The 18,219-nt window shown below is 67.0% G+C and carries 13 protein-coding genes; all 13 read left to right on the top strand.

Annotated features, from left to right (window positions below):
* The first annotated feature begins 24 nt into the window (after positions 1-24).
* The gene (locus IEY14_RS12535; RefSeq protein WP_188908891.1) at positions 25-1,908 is read left to right on the top strand and encodes an adenylate/guanylate cyclase domain-containing protein; all 1,884 of its coding nucleotides are present in this window, start codon (positions 25-27) and stop codon (positions 1,906-1,908) included.
* Between the two features lie 160 nt (positions 1,909-2,068).
* Positions 2,069-3,250 carry an efflux RND transporter periplasmic adaptor subunit gene (locus tag IEY14_RS12540; RefSeq protein ID WP_188908893.1) on the top strand — a complete coding sequence of 394 codons (1,182 nt, stop codon included), beginning with the start codon at positions 2,069-2,071 and terminating at the stop codon, positions 3,248-3,250.
* Positions 3,247-6,456 carry an efflux RND transporter permease subunit gene (locus IEY14_RS12545; protein ID WP_188908895.1) on the top strand — a complete coding sequence of 1,070 codons (3,210 nt, stop codon included), beginning with the start codon at positions 3,247-3,249 and terminating at the stop codon, positions 6,454-6,456. Before IEY14_RS12540 ends, IEY14_RS12545 begins: the two co-directional genes overlap by 4 nt.
* A 598-nt stretch (positions 6,457-7,054) precedes the next feature.
* Positions 7,055-8,635 (top strand): ABC transporter substrate-binding protein, encoded by a 1,581-nt coding sequence (locus IEY14_RS12550; RefSeq protein ID WP_188908897.1) that lies wholly within the window; start codon positions 7,055-7,057, stop codon positions 8,633-8,635.
* A 76-nt stretch (positions 8,636-8,711) separates the two neighbouring features.
* Positions 8,712-9,692, top strand: coding sequence for an ABC transporter permease (locus IEY14_RS12555; RefSeq protein ID WP_188908899.1), 981 nt, complete (start codon positions 8,712-8,714; stop codon positions 9,690-9,692).
* On the top strand, positions 9,692-10,615 hold the full coding sequence (locus IEY14_RS12560; protein ID WP_188908900.1) for an ABC transporter permease: 924 nt from the start codon (positions 9,692-9,694) through the stop codon (positions 10,613-10,615). Before IEY14_RS12555 ends, IEY14_RS12560 begins: the two co-directional genes overlap by 1 nt.
* Positions 10,615-12,474 carry a dipeptide ABC transporter ATP-binding protein gene (locus IEY14_RS12565; protein ID WP_188908902.1) on the top strand — a complete coding sequence of 620 codons (1,860 nt, stop codon included), beginning with the start codon at positions 10,615-10,617 and terminating at the stop codon, positions 12,472-12,474. Before IEY14_RS12560 ends, IEY14_RS12565 begins: the two co-directional genes overlap by 1 nt.
* Positions 12,474-13,334: a DeoR/GlpR family DNA-binding transcription regulator gene (locus IEY14_RS12570; RefSeq protein WP_244639461.1), complete on the top strand. Its 861-nt coding sequence runs from the start codon at positions 12,474-12,476 to the stop codon at positions 13,332-13,334. The genes IEY14_RS12565 and IEY14_RS12570 overlap by 1 nt, the downstream gene beginning before the upstream one ends.
* Positions 13,327-14,619 (top strand): Zn-dependent hydrolase, encoded by a 1,293-nt coding sequence (locus IEY14_RS12575; protein ID WP_188908905.1) that lies wholly within the window; start codon positions 13,327-13,329, stop codon positions 14,617-14,619. Before IEY14_RS12570 ends, IEY14_RS12575 begins: the two co-directional genes overlap by 8 nt.
* 2 nt (positions 14,620-14,621) lie before the next feature.
* Complete coding sequence (locus IEY14_RS12580; protein WP_188908907.1) at positions 14,622-15,587, top strand: phosphotransferase family protein; 966 nt, start codon at positions 14,622-14,624, stop codon at positions 15,585-15,587.
* A gap of 7 nt (positions 15,588-15,594) precedes the next feature.
* Positions 15,595-16,530, top strand: coding sequence for a phosphotransferase (locus tag IEY14_RS12585; RefSeq protein ID WP_188908909.1), 936 nt, complete (start codon positions 15,595-15,597; stop codon positions 16,528-16,530).
* Between the two features lie 413 nt (positions 16,531-16,943).
* Positions 16,944-17,417, top strand: a complete 474-nt coding sequence (locus tag IEY14_RS12590) for a VOC family protein (protein WP_210318410.1) — start codon at positions 16,944-16,946, stop codon at positions 17,415-17,417.
* Positions 17,418-17,496: 79 nt separating this feature from the next.
* Positions 17,497-18,195, top strand: a complete 699-nt coding sequence (locus tag IEY14_RS12595; protein ID WP_188908911.1) for a glutathione S-transferase family protein — start codon at positions 17,497-17,499, stop codon at positions 18,193-18,195.
* Positions 18,196-18,219: the final 24 nt, after the last annotated feature.

An 18,219-nucleotide genomic window follows, 5' to 3' on the forward strand; every position in this document is an offset into this window, starting at 1 on the left:
TCCAACCCTGACGGAGGCACGAACATGAAGCGCAGGCTCGCCGCGATCATGGCCGGCGACGTCGTCGGCTACAGCCGGATGATGGCCGAGGACGAGACGGCGACCTATCGCGAACTCCGTTCGATGTTCGACGAGATCGTCGCGCCCGCCGTGCACGGCAACGAAGGCCGGATCTTCAAGCAGATCGGCGATGGCTTCCTGGCCTCCTTCACCAGCGCCCATGCGGCGCTGGAAGCGGCGGAAGCGATCCAGACGGCCCTTGCGGTGCACCGGTTCGAACTGCGCATCGGCATCAATCTCGGCGACGTCATCGAGGAGAACGGCGACACCTACGGCGACGGCGTCAACGTGGCGGCCCGGCTGGAAGCGATGGCTAGGCCCGGCGCCATCTATGTCAGCGACATCGTCCGGCGCAGCGTGGAGCAGACGAGCGAGCGCGCCTTCCGCTCGCTCGGGCGAAGGGCGGCGAAGAACATGCCGACCGATATCGTCGTCTATGAACTCGTTCCGCCGCCGGCGGAACGACCTGCCCCGCGCTGGCGCTGGCCGCGCGCCGTCGTCTCCCACCCGGCTCTGACCGCCCTTGGTCTCGCGCTCGTCCTGGCCGGCTCGGCGGGAGCGATGGGCGGACTGGAGGCCGGATCGCGCTGGATCGCCGACTTGCCGCTCGTCCGCGACGCTTCATCCGACGCCCGCCCCTTCGTCGCGGTGATGCCCTTCAACGGGATGGGCGCCGATCCCTCCCATTCCCAGCTCGCGGATGGATTGAGCGAGGACCTCATCACCGAGCTCTCGCGCTATCCCGAACTCGCCGTGGTGGCGCGCAACTCGACCTTCGCCCTGCGCGGCCAGGCCATGGACGTCCGCACCATCGGCCGGATCCTGCATGCGCGCTACGTCGTTGAGGGCAGCGCGCGGCGGCAGGGAGAGCAACTGCGCATCGCGGCGCAACTGGTCGACACCGAGACGGGGACCCATATCTGGGCCAAGACCTACGACCGCGAGGTCACCGACGTCTTCGCCGTGCAATCCGAGCTCTCGGCCGAGATCGTCGCTTCGCTCGTTCCCTATCTTCGCCGATCGGAAGCGGCTTCGGTCGAACGCAAGCCCACGAAGGATCTGAGAGCCTATGATCTCGTGGTCCGGGCACGGGGCATCCATGCGAAGGGGCATTCCGACGCGGCCGCGCTGACCGCCTCGCAGGACCTGCTGCAACAGGCCCTGGCGCTCGATCCGGATTACGCCGAAGCGCATGCCTATCTCGCCCTCAACCTGATCCAGCAAAAGGTCCTGGGAGGCGGCGGCGACGTCGCCGGAGCGATCGAACGGGCCCGGCGCTCGATCGGCCTCGCGCCGGATCTGGCGCTCGGCTATCGCGCTCTCGGCTATGGCCTCGCCGTCGCCGGCAACTATGCCGACGCGCTACAGGCGACCGAGCGGTCCGTCGAACTCAACCCGAACGATCCCGAAGGACTGGCCGCGCTCGCGAAAGCTCAGCTCCGTTCGGGATCCTACCAGGCCGCCGCCCAGAACGCCGCCCGCGCCCGCGAACTGCACCCCATGGCCCCAGACTATTACGCCTTCATCGAAGGGCAGGCTCTCTACGCCGCCGACCAGCCCGACCAGGCCGCGAACGCCTTGAGAGGCTGCCTGCTTGGCAACCAGCAACGCGCCAACTGCCTGCGCATCGCCGTGGCGACGGACGTTCGTCGCGGCAAGCTCGGTGAGGCGATGGAGGCCATGCGGGAGTTGATGGTGCTGGACCCGGGCTTCACGCTGGAGAAGGAAGCCGGAACGCAGCGCTACGGAACGACGCCCGTGATGCGCCGCTACATCGCCGACCTCCGCGAGGCGCGCCCGCAACGCGCCGCGACGATCGGGACAGCCGGATCGCGCTCCGAAATATGAGCGGAAGGTCGGCTTCGGGGCGCCCTTCGCGGAAAGCGGCTGAAGCGTAGACATCCGGCCGGCGGAACGAATACCGGCTCCGATCGGCATCCGCGTTCGGACCACTGAACAAATTGCCGCTCTCGGGCGTTACGGCTGCCGATCAAAGGGATCGCCACCGATGCGAAGCGCCTGCCAGTCGTCATCCGTCCCGATCGTTCGGCGGGAAGTCGCTCTTCTGTCCGTCGTTCTGGCGGTCCTCGTCGCGCAGGGCTCGGCCTCGGCTGCCGCAACGACCGACACCTCGGGCTCCGCGGTGCCGATTCCCGTCACGGCCGTTGTCGCGAAGACCGGTGAACTCGACCGCGTGATCTACGGCATCGGAACGGTCGCACCGCTCCAGTCCGTCATCATCCGTCCGCGGATCGGCGGCCAGGTGACGGACATCCCCTTCGCGGAAGGCCAGACCGTGAAGAAGGGCGACGTGATCCTCAGGCTCGACGACGCGCAGCTGCGTGCCGATCTGGCATCCGCCGAGGCCAAGAAGGCGCAGGACGAAGCTCAGGTCGCCAATGCCAAGGCCGATGTCGAACGCTATGCGAGCCTCGCCGAGAAGGGCGTCGCTTCGACCTCGACGCTGGAACAGAAGCAAGCCTACAATCAGCAGCTCGCCGCCGCGATCCAATATGACGACGCCGTCATCAAGAATGCGGAAACGCAGCTCGGCTTCGCCACGGTGCATGCGCCCTTCGAGGGCCGCGCTGGCTTCCGGCAGGTCGATGTCGGCGCGATCGTCGATGCGAATTCAACGAGCGGCATCGTCACCATCACCCAGATGGACCCGATCGGCGTGTCCTTCGTGGCGCCCGGCGACCGGTTCGGCGAGATCCGCGAGGCGATGAAGGAAGGGCTCGCCAGGGTCGAGGTGTCGACCACGGACGGCAGCCGTCAACTGGCGACCGGACGCCTAACCATCATGGACAATGCCGTCGACGCCGAGAACGGCTCGATCCATCTGCGCGCCGAATTCGACAATCGCGATGGCCGGCTCTGGCCGGGCTTTCCCGTGGCGACGCGTCTGACGGTGGAGCGCCGCAAGGGCGTCGTGGTGCCCGACAAGGCCCTGGCCCGGGGACCGGACGGTCTCTTCGCCTATATCGTCGGTTCGGACGGCAAGGTGGCGCGGCATGCCGTGGCCTCCGCCTTTGTCACCGACGCCCGAGCTTTCGTGACGGAGGGCATCGCGGATGGCGACCGGGTCGTCATGGACGGCCAGTCGCGCATCGGCGACGGCTCGGCCGTGACGGTCACGCCCTGGACGGGTTCGCCGACCGGGGAACTGGCCGAGACGGGCACGCCATGAACGGGACGCGGCGCGAGTCGAACGCTCCCGAAACCGAAGAGGCGCGCGGCGGTCCCTTCGGCTTCTTCATCGACCATCCGATCGCGACCGGCCTGATCATGGCCGGAATCCTGCTTCTCGGCGCGATCTGCTATCCCTTCCTGCCGGTCTCGGCCCTGCCGCAGATCGATTTCCCGACGATCCAGGTGGAAGCGAGCCTGCCCGGCGGCTCGCCCGAAACCATGGCGGCGAGCGTCGCCCAGCCGATCGAGGAGGCGCTCTCCAAGGTCAGCGGCATCACCGAACTGACCTCGACCAGCTCGCTCGGCACCAGTTCGCTGACTGCACAGTTCGATCTGAACGAGGACATCCAGACGGCGGCCAGCGACGTGCAGACGGCGCTCAGCGAGGCCTCGGGCATGCTCCCCAAGGACATGCCCTCGCTGCCGAGCATCCATAAGGTCAATCCGGCCGACGCGCCCGTGATGCAGCTCTCGGCCACGTCCGACACGCTGACGCTGCCCGAGCTCGACGAGTATATCGAGCGCAACGTCGCGACGAAGATCGGCCAGGTTTCCGGCGTCGCCTATGTCAATATCGGCGGCCGGCAGCGCCCGGCGATCCGCATCGCCGTCGATCCCGGCCGCCTCGCCCAGGCCGGCGTGACGCTGGAGGACGTGCGCGCCGCGATCGGCGATCTCAGCCTCAGCGCGCCGAAAGGCAATATCGACGATCCGACGCGCACCTTCCCGATCACCACCAACGACCAGATCACCACGGCGAGCGCCTGGAACGACGCGGTCATCGCTTATCGCAACGGCGGTCCCGTCCGCATCCGCGACATCGGACAGGCGGTCGACGGCGCCGAGAACGCCAAGATGGCGCATTGGACGAACGGTGTGCGCGGCATCGCGCTGGACGTCTTCCGGCAGCCGGGCGCCAATGTCGTCAAGGTGGTCGATGCGATCAAGGCCGAGCTGCCGGCGCTCCAGGCGTCGCTGCCGCGATCCATCCATCTCGAACTCGTCACCGACCGGACGTCGACCATCCGCGCGTCCGTCTCGGACGTGCAGTTCACACTCATGCTGACGATCGGCCTCGTCGTCCTCGTGATCTTCCTGTTCCTGCGCAATCTCCGCGCGACGCTCATCCCCGCGATCACATTGCCCATCGCCCTTGTCGGCTCGCTCGCGCCCATGTGGGTTCTCGGCTTCAGCCTCGACAACCTGTCGCTGATGGCGCTCGTCGTGGCCGTCGGCTTCGTGGTGGACGACGCCATCGTCATGCTGGAGAACATCAGCCGCCATATCGAGGCGGGGATGCCACCGCTGCAGGCCGCGCGCCGGGGGGCGGGCGAGATCGGCTTCACCATCGTCTCGATCAGCCTGTCGCTGATCGCCGTGCTGATTCCGATCCTGCTGATGGGCGGGATCGTCGGCAGGCTCTTCCGCGAATTCGCGGTGACGCTGACGCTGACCATCGTCCTCTCGGCCTTCATCTCGCTCACCTTGACGCCGATGCTGGCGGCGCGGTTCATCCGCACCGTGCCGGACGAGAAGCGCGGCTGGTTCTACCGTGCCGGCGAGGCGGTGTTCTCGCGCGTGACGGCCCTCTATGTCCGCAGCCTCGTGCCCGTGCTGCGCCACCGCATCCTGACCCTCCTCGTCTTTCTCGGCACGGTCGGCGTCACCGCCTATCTCTTCTATGCCGCGCCGAAGGGGTTCTTCCCGGAACAGGATACCGGCTTCATCGCCGGCCTGTCGCAGGCCTCGCCCGACATCTCCTTCACCGAGATGGCGAAGCTCCAGGAGCGGGTCAGCGAGATCATCCTGAAGGACCCGGCGGTCTACAGCGTCTTCATGGATATCGGCGGGGGCAACGGCGGCAACGCCCTGAACCAGGGCCATGTCAACATCACGCTGAAGCCCCGCGCCGAGCGCGACGCCAGCGCCCGCGAGGTGATCCAGCGCCTCGGCCCGGCGCTCGACGCCCAGCAGGGCATCAAGCTGTTCATGCAGTCGGCGCAGGACATCAATATTGGCGCCCGCCCCGCCAAGACGCAGTATCAATACACGCTGCAGGACGGCGATATCGACGAACTGGCGCAATGGTCGACCAAGGTGACCGAAGCGCTGCGCACGCTGCCGCAGCTTCGCGACGTCGGCAGCGATCGCCAATCCGACGCGCCGACGCTCGCGATCCGGATCGACCGGGCGGCGGCGACGCTCTACGGCATCCTCCCCTCGGCCATCGACCAGACGCTCTATGACGCCTTCGGCCAGAGACAGGTCGCCTCCTATTCGACGCAGACCGATACCTTCCACGTCGTCCTGGAAGTGCTGCCCGACCTCCAGCACCAGATCAGCACGCTGGACCGCCTCGCGGTGCGTTCCGGCGGCGGCACGCTGGTGCCGCTCTCGGCGGTGGCGCGTTGGACGACGGACGAGGTGTCGCCGGTTTCGATCGCGCATCAGGGCCAGTCGCCGGCGGTGACGGTCTCCTTCAACCTCGCCCCGTCCGTGGCGCTGGGCGAGGCCACGCGGGCGATCGAGGGCGCGGTCGCCGCCCTGCATCCCCCGCCCTCGCTGCAGACCAGCTTCTCCGGCAGCGCCGCCGCCTTCCAGGACTCGCTGAGGACGGTGCCGCTGCTGATCCTTGCTTCGCTCGTGGTGGTCTACATCATCCTCGGCGTTCTCTACGAGAGCCTCGTCCATCCGCTGACCATTCTCTCGACCCTGCCGCCGGCGGGTCTCGGCGCGCTCCTGGCGTTGGAATGGGCGGGGTTCGACTTCGGTCTCGTCGCGATGATCGGGGTGATCCTCCTCATCGGCATCGTGAAGAAGAACGGCATCATGCTGGTGGATTTCGCCATCCAGGAGGAGAAGGCGGGCAGAAGTCCGGACGAAGCGATCCTGGAAGCCGCGAAGCTGCGCTTCCGGCCGATCCTGATGACGACCATGGCGGCTCTTCTCGGCGGCATTCCCCTGGCCCTCGGCCACGGCTCCGGCTCGGAGCTGCGCCAGCCGCTCGGCTATGCCATCGTCGGCGGCCTTCTCGTCAGCCAGGTCCTCACTCTCTACACGACGCCCGTCATCTATCTCCTGCTCGATCGCCTCCGAGGCGGTCGACCGGCCGGATCGGGACAAGCTCGAAGCGCTGAGGGCTCGGCGCGTGAGGCAAAGGACGCCCGCGATGAAAAGTTGAGCCCGCAGCCCGAAGCGGCCTGATCAGAAACGCCGCGCTCGGCGACGCGCAATACGGGGCCGCGAGGGCGCGCCGTCATTCGATCTCGGTCTTCCAACCCCATTCCTGGAGTCGGGAGACTTCTCTCATAAAGCGCGCCGGCAAAGCCGACCGAGGTACTGCCTGGCGAGATGGGCTGGTATCAGAGCCGATCCTCGCGAAGCGGCTTCGTATCCTTCGGGATTGGCATCCGATCAACTGGAAGCTGGTCGCGGAGATCGACGCTGGAGCAAACGCCAGCCTGCCGGCCGAGACCGTGCGTCGAACCAAGGCGGGAACGGCGACGCTTGGCTCGATCATCGATTTGCCGAGGGTCGAGGCCGACCCGAACGACGGGCTCTCGCCTCGTCACGTCCGGTCGAATGCCGCCTGTGCGGCGCAAGCCCGGTGCATCTCATAGCGCCTTTTCACAATGTCTAAAAAACAGACAGAACGCTGCGCGTAGTGCAGCGATTCCTACAGCACGTCGCTTCGTTACGCTCAGAGCCCTACCTTCAGCCCTTTCCCCATCTGGCACGCGCCTTGCAATGTGGTTTTTGACCACTTTGCACGTTGCGTGGTTTCGAGAACGGAGATCGGAGCATGAACAGCATGTTGGATCGCAGACGATTCCTGCAGGGCGGCGCAGCCTTGGCCGGCATGGCCGGTTTCGCCCAGATCAATCCGGATTTCCTTGTCTCGTCCGCATTCGCGCAAAGCGCCAAGCCGATGGTGTTCCTGTCGGCCGAGAACATCACGGGAAACTGGGATCCGACAGCCCATACGACTCTCTCGCAGAAGAACATCGAGGGCTTCGTGATGGGTTTTCTGACCCGCACCCCGATGAAGCTGGACGATCCCGGCGCGGTGGTCTACGAGCTCGCGACCGATATCCAGCTCCTCGATCCGCACAAGCTCCAGATCAAGCTGCGCGAGGGCATCACCTTCCACGACGGCAAGCCGTTCAAGGCCGAGGACGTCAAGGCGACGTTCGAATATGGCGCGCGGTCCGACCGCCCGGCGCAGTGGTATCCCGGCCCGACCGAGACGCTGACCATCACGACGCCCGACGACTTCACCGTCGTCATCGATACCACAAAGGGCGGCTATCCCGCCCATCTCTTCATATTCCTCGCGTCGTTCTTGCCGATCATGTCGGCCAAGGATATCGCCGGAGGGCCATCCGGCGTCCTGTCCCAGCGGCTCAACGGCACCGGCCCCTTCAAGTTCGTCGAGCAGCGCGGCAACGACACGGTGCTCGCGGCCTATGACGGCTATTTCAAGGGCAAGCCGGCGATCCCCGGCATCAACTTCACCTTCACCGGCGATTCCACCACGCGCATGCTTTCGCTCATGAATGGGCAGGCCTCGATCGTGGAGCGGTTGGAGCCCGAGCAGGTCGAGACGGTTCGTGGCAATGCGGCGATCGCCATCAACGAGGTCGTGTCGGTCGAGAACAAATACCTCTGGTTCCGCTGCTCCAAGCCCCCCTTCAACGACGTACGCGTGCGCATGGCCGCCTGCCACGCGATCGACCGCGAGATGATCGGCGAGATCCTGGGCTCGGCCGGCCACAAGTCGGCCAACTACGTCTCGCCGGTAAAATTCGGATATGTCGACCTCGAGAACTATCCGGCCTACGACCCGGAGAAGGCGAAGGCGCTGCTTGCCGAAGCGGGCTTTCCGGAGGGCAAGGGCCTGCCGCCGCTCGAATACATCACCTCGGTCGGTTTCTATCCGAAGACCAAGGAATATGGCGAGGTCATCACCGCCATGCTCAACGAGGCGGGTTTCCCGGTGAGCCTCACCGTGCTGGAGCCGGCGGCCTGGAACGAGCGTCTCTACCATCGCCCGGGCGGCGGCCCCGGCCATATGGTGGATTGCGGCTGGTCCACCGGCTCGCCCGAGCCCGACTTGATCCTGCGCACCCACTTCCACTCGTCCTCGCACCGCATCTGCGGCATCGAGGATGCCGAGATCGACGCCAGCCTCGACAAGGAGCGCAACGCGCCGACGCTGGAAGAGCGCAAGACCGTTCTCCAGACCGAGACCATGCCGCTGCTCGCGAGCAAGGTTCCGGCGCTCTCGCTCTTCACCTCGGTGATGATCCACGCGATGCAGAAGGAATTCCAGGGACTCTACATCTATCCCGACGGGTCGATGGACGCCTCGCGCAAGGCCTGAGCGCCTCACGGCCCGCCGTGTTAAAGCGGCGGGCCCCATCTCCTTCCCTCGACCTCAACGCGGAGCCTCGGGCCCGATGTTCGTCCTCAGCTTTCTCGCCCGGCGCCTGGCGCAAGGGGCGGTCATCATCTTTCTCGTATCGCTGCTGATCTTCACGCTTTTGCGGGTCGTGCCGGGCGATCCCGTGCGCCTCATGGCAGGCGGCATGGCGCCGGAGGCGCTGATCGAGCAGATCGCCACGCAGATGGGCCTACGCGACCCGATCCCGGTCCAATTCGCGCGCTATATGGGCCATGTCGTGCAAGGCGATCTCGGCCAGAGCTTCGTGCGCCCAGCCAATGGCGCCGCGACCGGCGGCACGTCCTTCGATGACTCGACGCGCGGCGAGCGCGCGGGCGTCGCCGACCTGATCCTCGAAGCCCTGCCGATGACGCTCCAGCTCGCGGCGCTTGCCCTCGTCTTCGCACTGGTCTTCTCCAGCCTCCTCGGCGTGGCGGCGGGACTGCGGCCCGGTGGCGTCGCCGACAAGCTCGCCTTCTACGTTTCTTCCGTCTTCATCTCCCTCCCGAACTTCTGGCTTGGCATCGTGCTGGCGCTGATCCTTTCGGTGAAGCTCGGCTGGCTGCCGGCCATCGGCTATGGCGGCTTTGCCTATGCGATCCTGCCGGCGATCGTCCTGGCCGTCGAACTCTCTCCCGTTCTGATTCGAACTCTGTCGAGCTCGGTCGCGGCGCAGATGGGTGAGTCCTACGTCGCCGTCGGCCATGTACGCGGCTTGTCGCGCCCGCGCATCGTCGCGCACCACGCGCTGCGCAACGCGTCCGTTCCGCTCCTCAACCTCCTCGGCGTCCAGTTTTCGAGCCTGCTCGGGGGTGTCATCATCGTCGAATACATCTTCGACTATCCGGGACTCGGACTGCTCACGATCAATGCCGTGCTCCAGCGCGACTTCCCTCTGATCCAAGGCATCGCGATCGTCACCAGCGCCATCTTCGTCCTCATCAACATCCTGGTGGATCTCGCGGCCACCTCCATCGATCCGAGGCTCGAATATTGATGAGCGCCATCGACCCAATTCTTGCGGCCGTGCCGCTTGCCGTCGACAGGCGCGCCTCACGCTCACTCGGACGCCGCATCCTGGACCGCGCGGGCCGGTCCACCGAGTTCCGCATCGGCCTTGCGCTCTTCCTGATCCTGGCGCTCGCCGCCGCCATCTATCCCGAGCTCAGCGGCATCGACCCGACCAAGATGGACGTGAAGGCGCGCCTTCTGCCGCCGCTGTTCCTGAGCGATAAATGGAGCTGGGCCCACCCGCTCGGCACCGACCAGATCGGCCGCGACATGCTGGTGCGCAGCCTCGTGGGCCTGCGCTACTCCTTCCTGATCGGTGTCGCCTCCGTCGCCGTCACGCTCCTGATCGGCTGCGCGCTCGGCACGATCGCCGGCTATTTCGGCGGCCGCACCGACACGATCGTCATGCGCATTACCGACGCCCAGCTCTCAATTCCGATGATCATCCTGGCGATCGCCGTCCTCGGCGTCTCGCGCCCAACCATTCCCGCGATCATCCTGGTGCTCGGCCTCTCGAACTGGCCGGTCTATGCCCGCGTCATGCGTTCCGTCGTCATGGCCGAGCGAGGGCGCGAATATGTCCGTGCGGCGCAGGTCTCGGGCGCGGGACATGGGCGAATCATCCTGACGCTCCTCGTGCCATTGCTCGTGCCGCCGGTCCTCTTCACCTCGGTGCTCGATGTCGCGCGCATGATGATCTTCGAGTCGACGCTCGGCTTCCTCGGCCTCGGCGTTCAGCCGCCGACGCCCACCTTCGGCAACATCATCGCCGACGGGCGCAAGTATCTTCTCAATGCCTGGTGGATCGCCACCATGCCCGGCGTCTTCCTCGGCCTGACGCTGGTCTCGATCAACCTGATGGGAGCCGCCTTGGAGCGTGCCCGCAACTCGATCCACGGAGGCATTTGATGGACACGTCCAGCAATGGCTCCGTTCTGTCCGTCCGCGATCTGTCGGTCGGCCTCGCCCTGCCGGGGCGCGAACGCGAGATCCTGAAGGGCATCTCCTTCGACGTCGCCCCACGCGAGATCGTCGGCGTCGTCGGCGCGTCCGGGGCCGGCAAGACGGTTCTTTCCAAGGCCGTCGTCAACTGGATCGACCCGCCGCTCGCCATCACCGGCGGCACCGCCGCCTTTCGCGGCGAGAATCTTCTCGATCAGTCGCCTGCTGCCATGCGACGCCTGCGCCGCGACATCGGCTATGTCGGCGCCAATCCGATGGGCGCGCTGGATCCGACGCTCACTGTCGGACGCCAGATCGTCGAGAAGCTTCGTGCCGTCAGCCCGGAGACGAGCCGGGCCGAGGCCGAGAAGCGCGTCGTTGCACTGCTCGACGCCGTGCGCATCCCTTCCGCCAAGGCGCGCTTCCACGACTATCCGTCGCAATTCTCCGGCGGCATGATGCAGCGCGCGCTGATCGTCGACGCCATGATCTCCAATCCCGTGCTGCTCGTCGCCGACAACGTCACGCAGCCGCTGGACGTGACCGTCGCGGCGCAGGTCATCCGCCTGATGCGCGAACTGACCGAGCGGTTCGACACGGCGGTGCTGTTCGTGTCCTCCTCGCTGCCGGTTGCGCGGGAGGCGGCCTCGCGCATCCTGGTGATCGACGAGGGGCGCCTCGTCGAGGAGCAGCCGACCGAGGCGCTGATCGAGACGCCGCGCCATGCCTATACCCGCGATCTCGTGACGCAGATCCCTGTGATCTGGAACGCACCGCCGGCCGAGCCGAGGCGCGCCGGCAATGCCACGCCGGAGATGGTGATCCGCCTCAACGACGTGTCGCAGACCTATAAGGTGCGCAAGCGCGGCTCCTTCGGCGCGGTGGACAGCTTGCGCGCCGTGCGCAACGTGACCTTCGACGTAAGGCGAGGCGACAGTTTCGCGGTCGTCGGGGAATCGGGCTGCGGCAAGTCCACCTTGATGCGCCTCCTGTCGCGCCTCGAGAAGCCGGCCGGCGGCGAGGTCCTCTGCGAGGGACGCGACATCGCCAAGCTGTCGGGCTCGGAACTCCTGGCCTTCCGCCGCAAGCTCCAGCTCGTGCTGCAGGACCCCTTCGGCTCGCTACCGCCGCGCACCGCCATCGGCGCCATGCTGGAAGCTCCCTTACGCACCCATGGCTGGCGCGATCCCAAGAAGATCAGGGAGAAGGTGCGCGATGTCATGAACGATGTCGGCCTGCCCGTCGCGCTCTACGACGAGTTGCCGCTCGGCCTCTCGGCCGGGCAGCGCCAGCGTGTCAACGTCGCGCGCGCGATGGTGCTCGACCCCGAGATCCTCCTGATGGATGAGACGCTCTCGGCTCTAGACCAGACCGAGCAGTTCCGTCTCCTGGCTCTTTTCGACAAGCTGCAGCGCGAGCATGCGCTCACCTACATCTTCATCAGCCACGATCTCGCGATGGTGCGGAAAGCCTGCAACCGCATTGCCGTCATGTATCTCGGCGAGGTGGTGGAACTCGCCGACAACGAGCGGCTCTTCTTCGATCCCGGCCACCCTTATACCCGGGCGCTGCTGTCGGCCATGCCGACGCTGGAGGAGCGGCGCTACCGGCCGGAGGACTGCCTTCTGGAGGGCGAGCCGCCGAGCCCGATCGACCTGCCCGAGGGCTGCGCCTTCCGCTCGCGCTGCCCGCAGGCCTTCGAGGCTTGCGCACGGACGAACCCGCTTCTGACGGTGCGCGGTGCCGACGACCTCGCCTCCTGTCACCTTGTGCCGAGCCCGCAGGCGCTGGCGGCACGCGCGGCGATGCTGGCGGGGGCCACGTGATGCTGTTCGAGGACGAATTGCCGGAGCCGATCCTGCATGACAACCATCGTCCGGCGCGCCCGGCCGTCCTCGGCCGCGCGAAGCGGGAGAGAGCATCGCCGATGGGCATCACCGAACAGCGCCAGCAGCTCGTCCTCGGGGAACTGCGCCGGGACGGACGCGTCAACGTCAAGGATCTCGCAAAGCGACTTGGCATCTCCACCGAGACGGTGCGTCGCGACCTGCGCGACCTCGAGATGCAGGGCCACGCCCGTCGCGTCTATGGCGGCGCCGTCACTGACCGCAAGGAGGCCGACCAGCCCTTCGACGACCGCATGCGCGTCTCCCCCCGCGACAAGGCCCGCATCGCCCAGGCGGCCCTGTCGCTGATCGAGGACGGCATGACGATCTTCGTCGACACCGGCACGACGACGCTGGCCCTCGCTCGGTTGCTCGCGGGCCGGCGGGTGCGCATGTTCACCAACTCCGTCGCGATCGCCTCGCTCGCAGCCGCCGATCCGAACGCCCAAGTCGAGGTGTTCGGCGGTTTTTTGAAGCCCGACTACAAGGGCCTTTACGGCCATCGCACACTCCAGGGCATACGCGAGCACGTCTATGATCTCGCCGTCATGGGCATCGTCACCGTCCATCTCCAGCACGGCTTCATGGATATCGGCCAGGAGGAAGCGGCGCTGCGTCGCGCCGCGGTGGAGCGGGCCGGCCGCAGCGTGATCCTTGCCGATACGTCGAAATTCGGACGCCTCGGCTCGGTGCGCACCTTCGCCCTCGGCGACATCCACACCCTCGTCACCAACGCCCCGCCACCACCCGACTTCGCGGCCGCCTTCCAGCAATCCAACGTGGATGTCCGTCATGCCTGATCTGTCCTCGCGCCCCAGCGCCGCCGTCGATGCTGCCCGGCTGGAGGCCATGATGACCGCCGTCTCGGCCTTCGGAGGCGGCGAAGGCGGGGCGATGACTCGCCTGACGCTCTCGGCTGAGGATGGGCAGGCGCGCGACTGGCTCGGCGCCTGGTTCGAGAGCAACGGCTTTACCCAGAAGGTCGATGCGATCGGCAACCAGTTCGGCTTCGTCGGAATGGGCGGACCCAATGCGCCGGTCGTCATGGTCGGCTCGCATATCGACAGCCAGCCGAATGGTGGGCGCTTCGACGGAGCGCTCGGCGTGATCTCCGCCTGCGAGGCGATCCGCGCCGTGCGCGAGGCGTTGAAGGCGCGCGGCGCGCTGTCGGCCTGCGAGTTCGCGGTGGTCAATTGGACCAACGAGGAGGGAGCACGCTTTCAGCCGAGCCTTCTTGGCTCGAGCGTCTTCACCGGCGCCGCGGACCTCTCCTGGGCCCTGGAGCGGCGCGACGGCAACGGCGTCTCGGTGGGCGAGGCGCTCGGCGCCATCGGCTACGAGGGCAGCGACAAGGTCGCCGTTCCCGGCGCCTATGTCGAGCTCCACATCGAGGGCGGGCCTTTCCTGGAACGCGAGAGCACGCGTTTCGGCATCTTCACCCGGTTTTGGGGCGCCACGAAGTATCGCCTCGCCTTCCTCGGCCGGCAGGCCCATACCGGCCCGACGCCGATGGCGGAGCGCCTCGACGCGCTTCTGGCCGGGGCGCATGTCGTGACCGGGCTCAAGGCGCTGGCAGGCGCCTACGGGCTCGATCTCCACACCTCCGTCGGCCGGCTCGAAGTTTTTCCGAACTCGCCCAATACCGTGCCGAGCGAAGCCGTGCTCTTTATCGAGCTGCGCTCGGGCTCGGCCGCCGTCCTGGCCGAGGCTGAGGAGAAGTTGACGGCGATGATCGAGGCCGCTGCCGTCGAGGCCGGCGTCGCTTTCGAAGTGCGTTCGATCGACCGCCGCGTCGCCGCCCCCATGGATGCCGGGCTGATCGCGCTCGCCGAGCGCGCCGCGTCCCGACAGGGCGTGCACGCCCGCCATCTCGACACGATCGGCGGTCATGACGCGGTGAGCCTCGCGGCGGTCTGCCCTTCCATCGTGCTGGCGGTGCCGAGCGTCGGCGGCGTGATCCACCATCCGACCGAACTGACGCGCGCCGAGGACCACGCCTTCGGCACGCAGGTCCTGGCCGACATGCTGATGGCGCTGGCGACCGAGGGCCTTGCTGCCCTCCAGCCGCGCGAGGAGGCGGCCTGACCATGCTGGCCCACGCTCCGGCATCCCCAGAACGGCTGGCCGAAACGGCGCTCGCCGGCGCGCGCGCCCTCGTCGGCGAACACCCGCGCATGGAGCCGGCCCCAGAGGGCGCGGCATCCCCGTCCTATCAGGCCGTCGAATCGAACGGCTTCCTCGTCGCGGCCGAGGGGACGGACGAGCCCGCCTTTTTCCTGAAGGTGAGCGAGTCGGCGCTCGGCGACCTGCTGGACACCGGCCACGCCTTTCGCGCCGCGGCGGCGATCGCCGATCTCGGCCTCGCGCCCCGGCCGCTGCATCTGGCCGAAAGTGAGGGCGCGATCCTCTTCGAAAGACTCGGCCCCTCCTGGCGGCCGGCCAAGATCGACGAACTCGCGAGGCCCGAGACGGTCGCGACGGTGACGCGCGCCTTCGCCGAGATTGCGGCCGGGCCGTGCCTCGGGCGCCACCGCTGCGTCTTCGAGGGAATCGCCGCGATGCGCGCGATCCTCGGTGACGAGGCCGATACGCTCCCGCCGGATGCCTGGTGGCTGTTGGAGGGAGCCTCCGCCATCGAGGCGGCCTTGGCGGCGGCGGGGCGCGACGAGCGGGCACTCCATGGCGACCCGCACGCTTCCAACCTCCTGTTCGACGAGACGGGAAACCTCCGCTTCGTCGATTTCGACATGGCGGGCGACGGCGACCCGCATTACCAGCTCGGCGCCTTCCTGAACGAGGCGTTCCAGTTCGAGGACGACATGCGCGCCGGCCTCGAGATCGCGGAAGGCTCGGTTCGCTCGTCCTCGTTCAACCGCTGCCGGGCCTATGCGGCGGGCGATGATCTCTACTGGGCCCTGCGCGCTCTGGTGCTGGACCGCCTGTCGCCGCGCCGGAGCATCGAATTCCGCAAATATGCCGGCTGGCGCTTCCTGCGCTGTCGGATGCTTATGAACCGGCCGGGTTTCGAGGAAACCCTGCGCAAGCTCGGATGAGGGCGGCATGAAGGCAATCGGACAGGCTTCGACGGCGGCCGAGCATCTGGTGGAGGGTGCGCTCCGGGGCGCCGCGCCCTGGGCCGGCCGGCCGCTGCGCTACATGCCCGTCTCGGGCGGCATCAGCAACATGAACTGGCGGGTCGAGGTCGAAGGCGAGCCGCACCCCTATTTCGTCAAGCTGCCGGGGCGCGGCACCGAGATGTTCATCGACCGCGCCGCCGCGCGTGCGGCCAGCCGGCAAGCCGAGGCGATCGGCCTCGGGCCTCGCACCTTCGATTATCTCGACCATGCCGACATCGAGATCGCCGAGTTCGTGGATGGACGTCGGCCCTCGACGCATCGCGACTTCGCCGATCCCGCGATGCGCGCGGAGGCGATGCGCGTCTATCGCCGCTTCCACGAGGCGCCGCTCCTGCCGCTTACCAAGACCGTGTTCGACATGATCGACGAACACGACCGCCAGATCGAGGAGCTCGGCGGCGCCATGCCGGCCGACCACGCCTGGCTGCGCCGCCAGACGCAGCTCGCGAGGCAGGCACTGGAGGCCTCCGGCCTCGATCTCGTGCCCTCGTTCAACGATCCGATGCCCGGCAACTTCCTGATCGGCAAGGACGGCTCGATCCTGCTCATCGACTTCGAATATGCCTCGAACAACGACCGGCTCTACGATCTTGGGATCTGGAGCGGCGAGATGTTCTTTTCGGAGAATGTGGATCGCGAGCTGATCGAGCTTTATTTCGGGCGCTACGACGAAGGCCTCTACGCCCGCCTCGTCGTCCATAAGGCACTGGCCGACGTCAAGTGGTCCACCTGGGCCCTCGTCCAGAACCGTATTTCCACGCTCGACTTCGACTTCTTCAAATACGGCATCTGGAAGCACATGCGGGCGCGCTCGATCATGTCCGACCCACGCTGGCCGACCTATCTCAAGGCTCTCTGACACGAGCTCCGCCACGCTTGCGATTGCAGAAGTCCTTACGCCCGATCGCGCTTCGGCATGTTCGCAAGCCGGCAGACGCTCAGACTTACAATGTGACGGCGCATCGCCGAAGTTGGCGGAAGGGGTGCGCTATGAGCCGATTTCTTCATGCGGGCGCCAAGATCACGTTCGCCGTTCCAGCAAAGCGACAGTAATCGGAGGCTTCGGTCGCGCGACCCACGAAGCGATACGGGATCGACCCTCGGAGCAGAACACGGATCGGATCGTCCGGGCGACCATCAGGGGCTCGTCCGGCCATCGCACCGTCAGGTCCGCCGAACTCATCTGATGGCGGTCACTCGACTTGGCCGCTTGCGCGGCGGCTGGCAAAGGCGGAAGCTTCCCGCCACCTCATGACGCGGGAGGGCGTGATGATTGCCAAGAACACGATCTGCCTTTGGTACGACAAGGAAGCGGAGGCGGCGGCGCGGTTCTACGCCGACACCTTCCCGGACAGCCGGGTGATCGCCGTCCATCACGCGCCCGGCGACTACCCGTCTGGCAAGGCGGGCAATGTCCTGACCGTCGAGTTCACCGTCGCCGGCATTCCCTGCCTCGGCCTCAACGGCGGGCCGACCTTCCAGCATAACGAAGCTTTCTCGTTCCAGATCGCGACCGACGACCAGGCGGAGACCGATCGCTATTGGAACGCCATCGTCGGCAATGGTGGCCAGGAAAGCGCCTGCGGCTGGTGCAAGGACCGCTGGGGCGTCTCGTGGCAGATCACGCCGCGCACCCTGACGGAAGCGATTGCCGCCGGCGGCGGCGAGGCGAAGCGCGCGTTCGACGCCATGATGACCATGGGCAAGATCGACGTCGCCGCCATCGAGGCGGCGCGGCGGGGCTGACGGGACGCTCCCCGGCCCGCGCGAAGCCGGGCGGTGCGGTTCTTCATGACCGGATGCGCGACACGAAAGTCATCGGCCGATGCCCGTCACCATCACTGCATTCGAGCGATCGCCGGATGGCGGACGGGGACTGGCGCGGGACACGCGCGTGCGCTGGGCCCTCGAAGAGGCGGGTCAGCCCTACGAGATCCGCCTCGTGTCGTTTCGGGCATTGCGGGAGCCCGCTCACCTCGCCCGTCACCCCTTCGGGCAGATCCCAACCTATGAGGATGGCGACCTCGTCCTGTTCGAGACCGGGGCGATCGTTCTCCACATCGCCGAGCGCCATGGAGGATTGCTGCCGGAAGACGCCGCTGCCCGGGCCCGCGCGATCGCGTGGATGTTCGCCTCGCTCAACACGGTGGAGCCGCCGATCCTCGAACTGACAAATGCGAGGCTCCTGGAAGGCGATCGGTCCTGGAGCGGGGAGCGCCTGCCGCTGGTCGAGGATCGTGTTCGCGCGAGGCTGTCGCAGCTTTCCGCCCGCCTCGGCGATGCCGAATGGCTCGACGGCGCGTTCAGCGCCGGCGATCTCCTGATGGTCTCGGTGCTCCTTCGGTTGCGGTCGTCGGGCATCCTCGACGAGGAGCCGACCCTGGCAGCCTATGTCGCACGGGGCGAGGCGAGACCCGCCTACGAGCGGGCTTTCGCCGCGCAGCTGCGCATCAATGGAGGCGGGTCACGAACGGCGCCGCGCGATGGAACGGGAATCGAGCACAACGGTGCGGCGAAGACATGATCTTGGGTTGCAAAACCAAACGTT

The organism is Aureimonas endophytica, from assembly GCF_014642635.1.
Taxonomy (GTDB): domain Bacteria; phylum Pseudomonadota; class Alphaproteobacteria; order Rhizobiales; family Rhizobiaceae; genus Plantimonas; species Plantimonas endophytica.

What these genes read in the sequence shown, in the direction of transcription:
- IEY14_RS12535 (WP_188908891.1), top strand. Translation starts at nt 25, where the DNA reads ATGAAGCGCAGGCTCGCCGCGATCATGGCCGGCGACGTCGTCGGCTAC.
- IEY14_RS12540 (WP_188908893.1), top strand. Translation starts at nt 2,069, where the DNA reads ATGCGAAGCGCCTGCCAGTCGTCATCCGTCCCGATCGTTCGGCGGGAA.
- IEY14_RS12545 (WP_188908895.1), top strand. Translation starts at nt 3,247, where the DNA reads ATGAACGGGACGCGGCGCGAGTCGAACGCTCCCGAAACCGAAGAGGCG.
- IEY14_RS12550 (WP_188908897.1), top strand. Translation starts at nt 7,055, where the DNA reads ATGAACAGCATGTTGGATCGCAGACGATTCCTGCAGGGCGGCGCAGCC.
- IEY14_RS12555 (WP_188908899.1), top strand. Translation starts at nt 8,712, where the DNA reads ATGTTCGTCCTCAGCTTTCTCGCCCGGCGCCTGGCGCAAGGGGCGGTC.
- IEY14_RS12560 (WP_188908900.1), top strand. Translation starts at nt 9,692, where the DNA reads ATGAGCGCCATCGACCCAATTCTTGCGGCCGTGCCGCTTGCCGTCGAC.
- IEY14_RS12565 (WP_188908902.1), top strand. Translation starts at nt 10,615, where the DNA reads ATGGACACGTCCAGCAATGGCTCCGTTCTGTCCGTCCGCGATCTGTCG.
- IEY14_RS12570 (WP_244639461.1), top strand. Translation starts at nt 12,474, where the DNA reads ATGCTGTTCGAGGACGAATTGCCGGAGCCGATCCTGCATGACAACCAT.
- IEY14_RS12575 (WP_188908905.1), top strand. Translation starts at nt 13,327, where the DNA reads ATGCCTGATCTGTCCTCGCGCCCCAGCGCCGCCGTCGATGCTGCCCGG.
- IEY14_RS12580 (WP_188908907.1), top strand. Translation starts at nt 14,622, where the DNA reads ATGCTGGCCCACGCTCCGGCATCCCCAGAACGGCTGGCCGAAACGGCG.
- IEY14_RS12585 (WP_188908909.1), top strand. Translation starts at nt 15,595, where the DNA reads ATGAAGGCAATCGGACAGGCTTCGACGGCGGCCGAGCATCTGGTGGAG.
- IEY14_RS12595 (WP_188908911.1), top strand. Translation starts at nt 17,497, where the DNA reads ATGCCCGTCACCATCACTGCATTCGAGCGATCGCCGGATGGCGGACGG.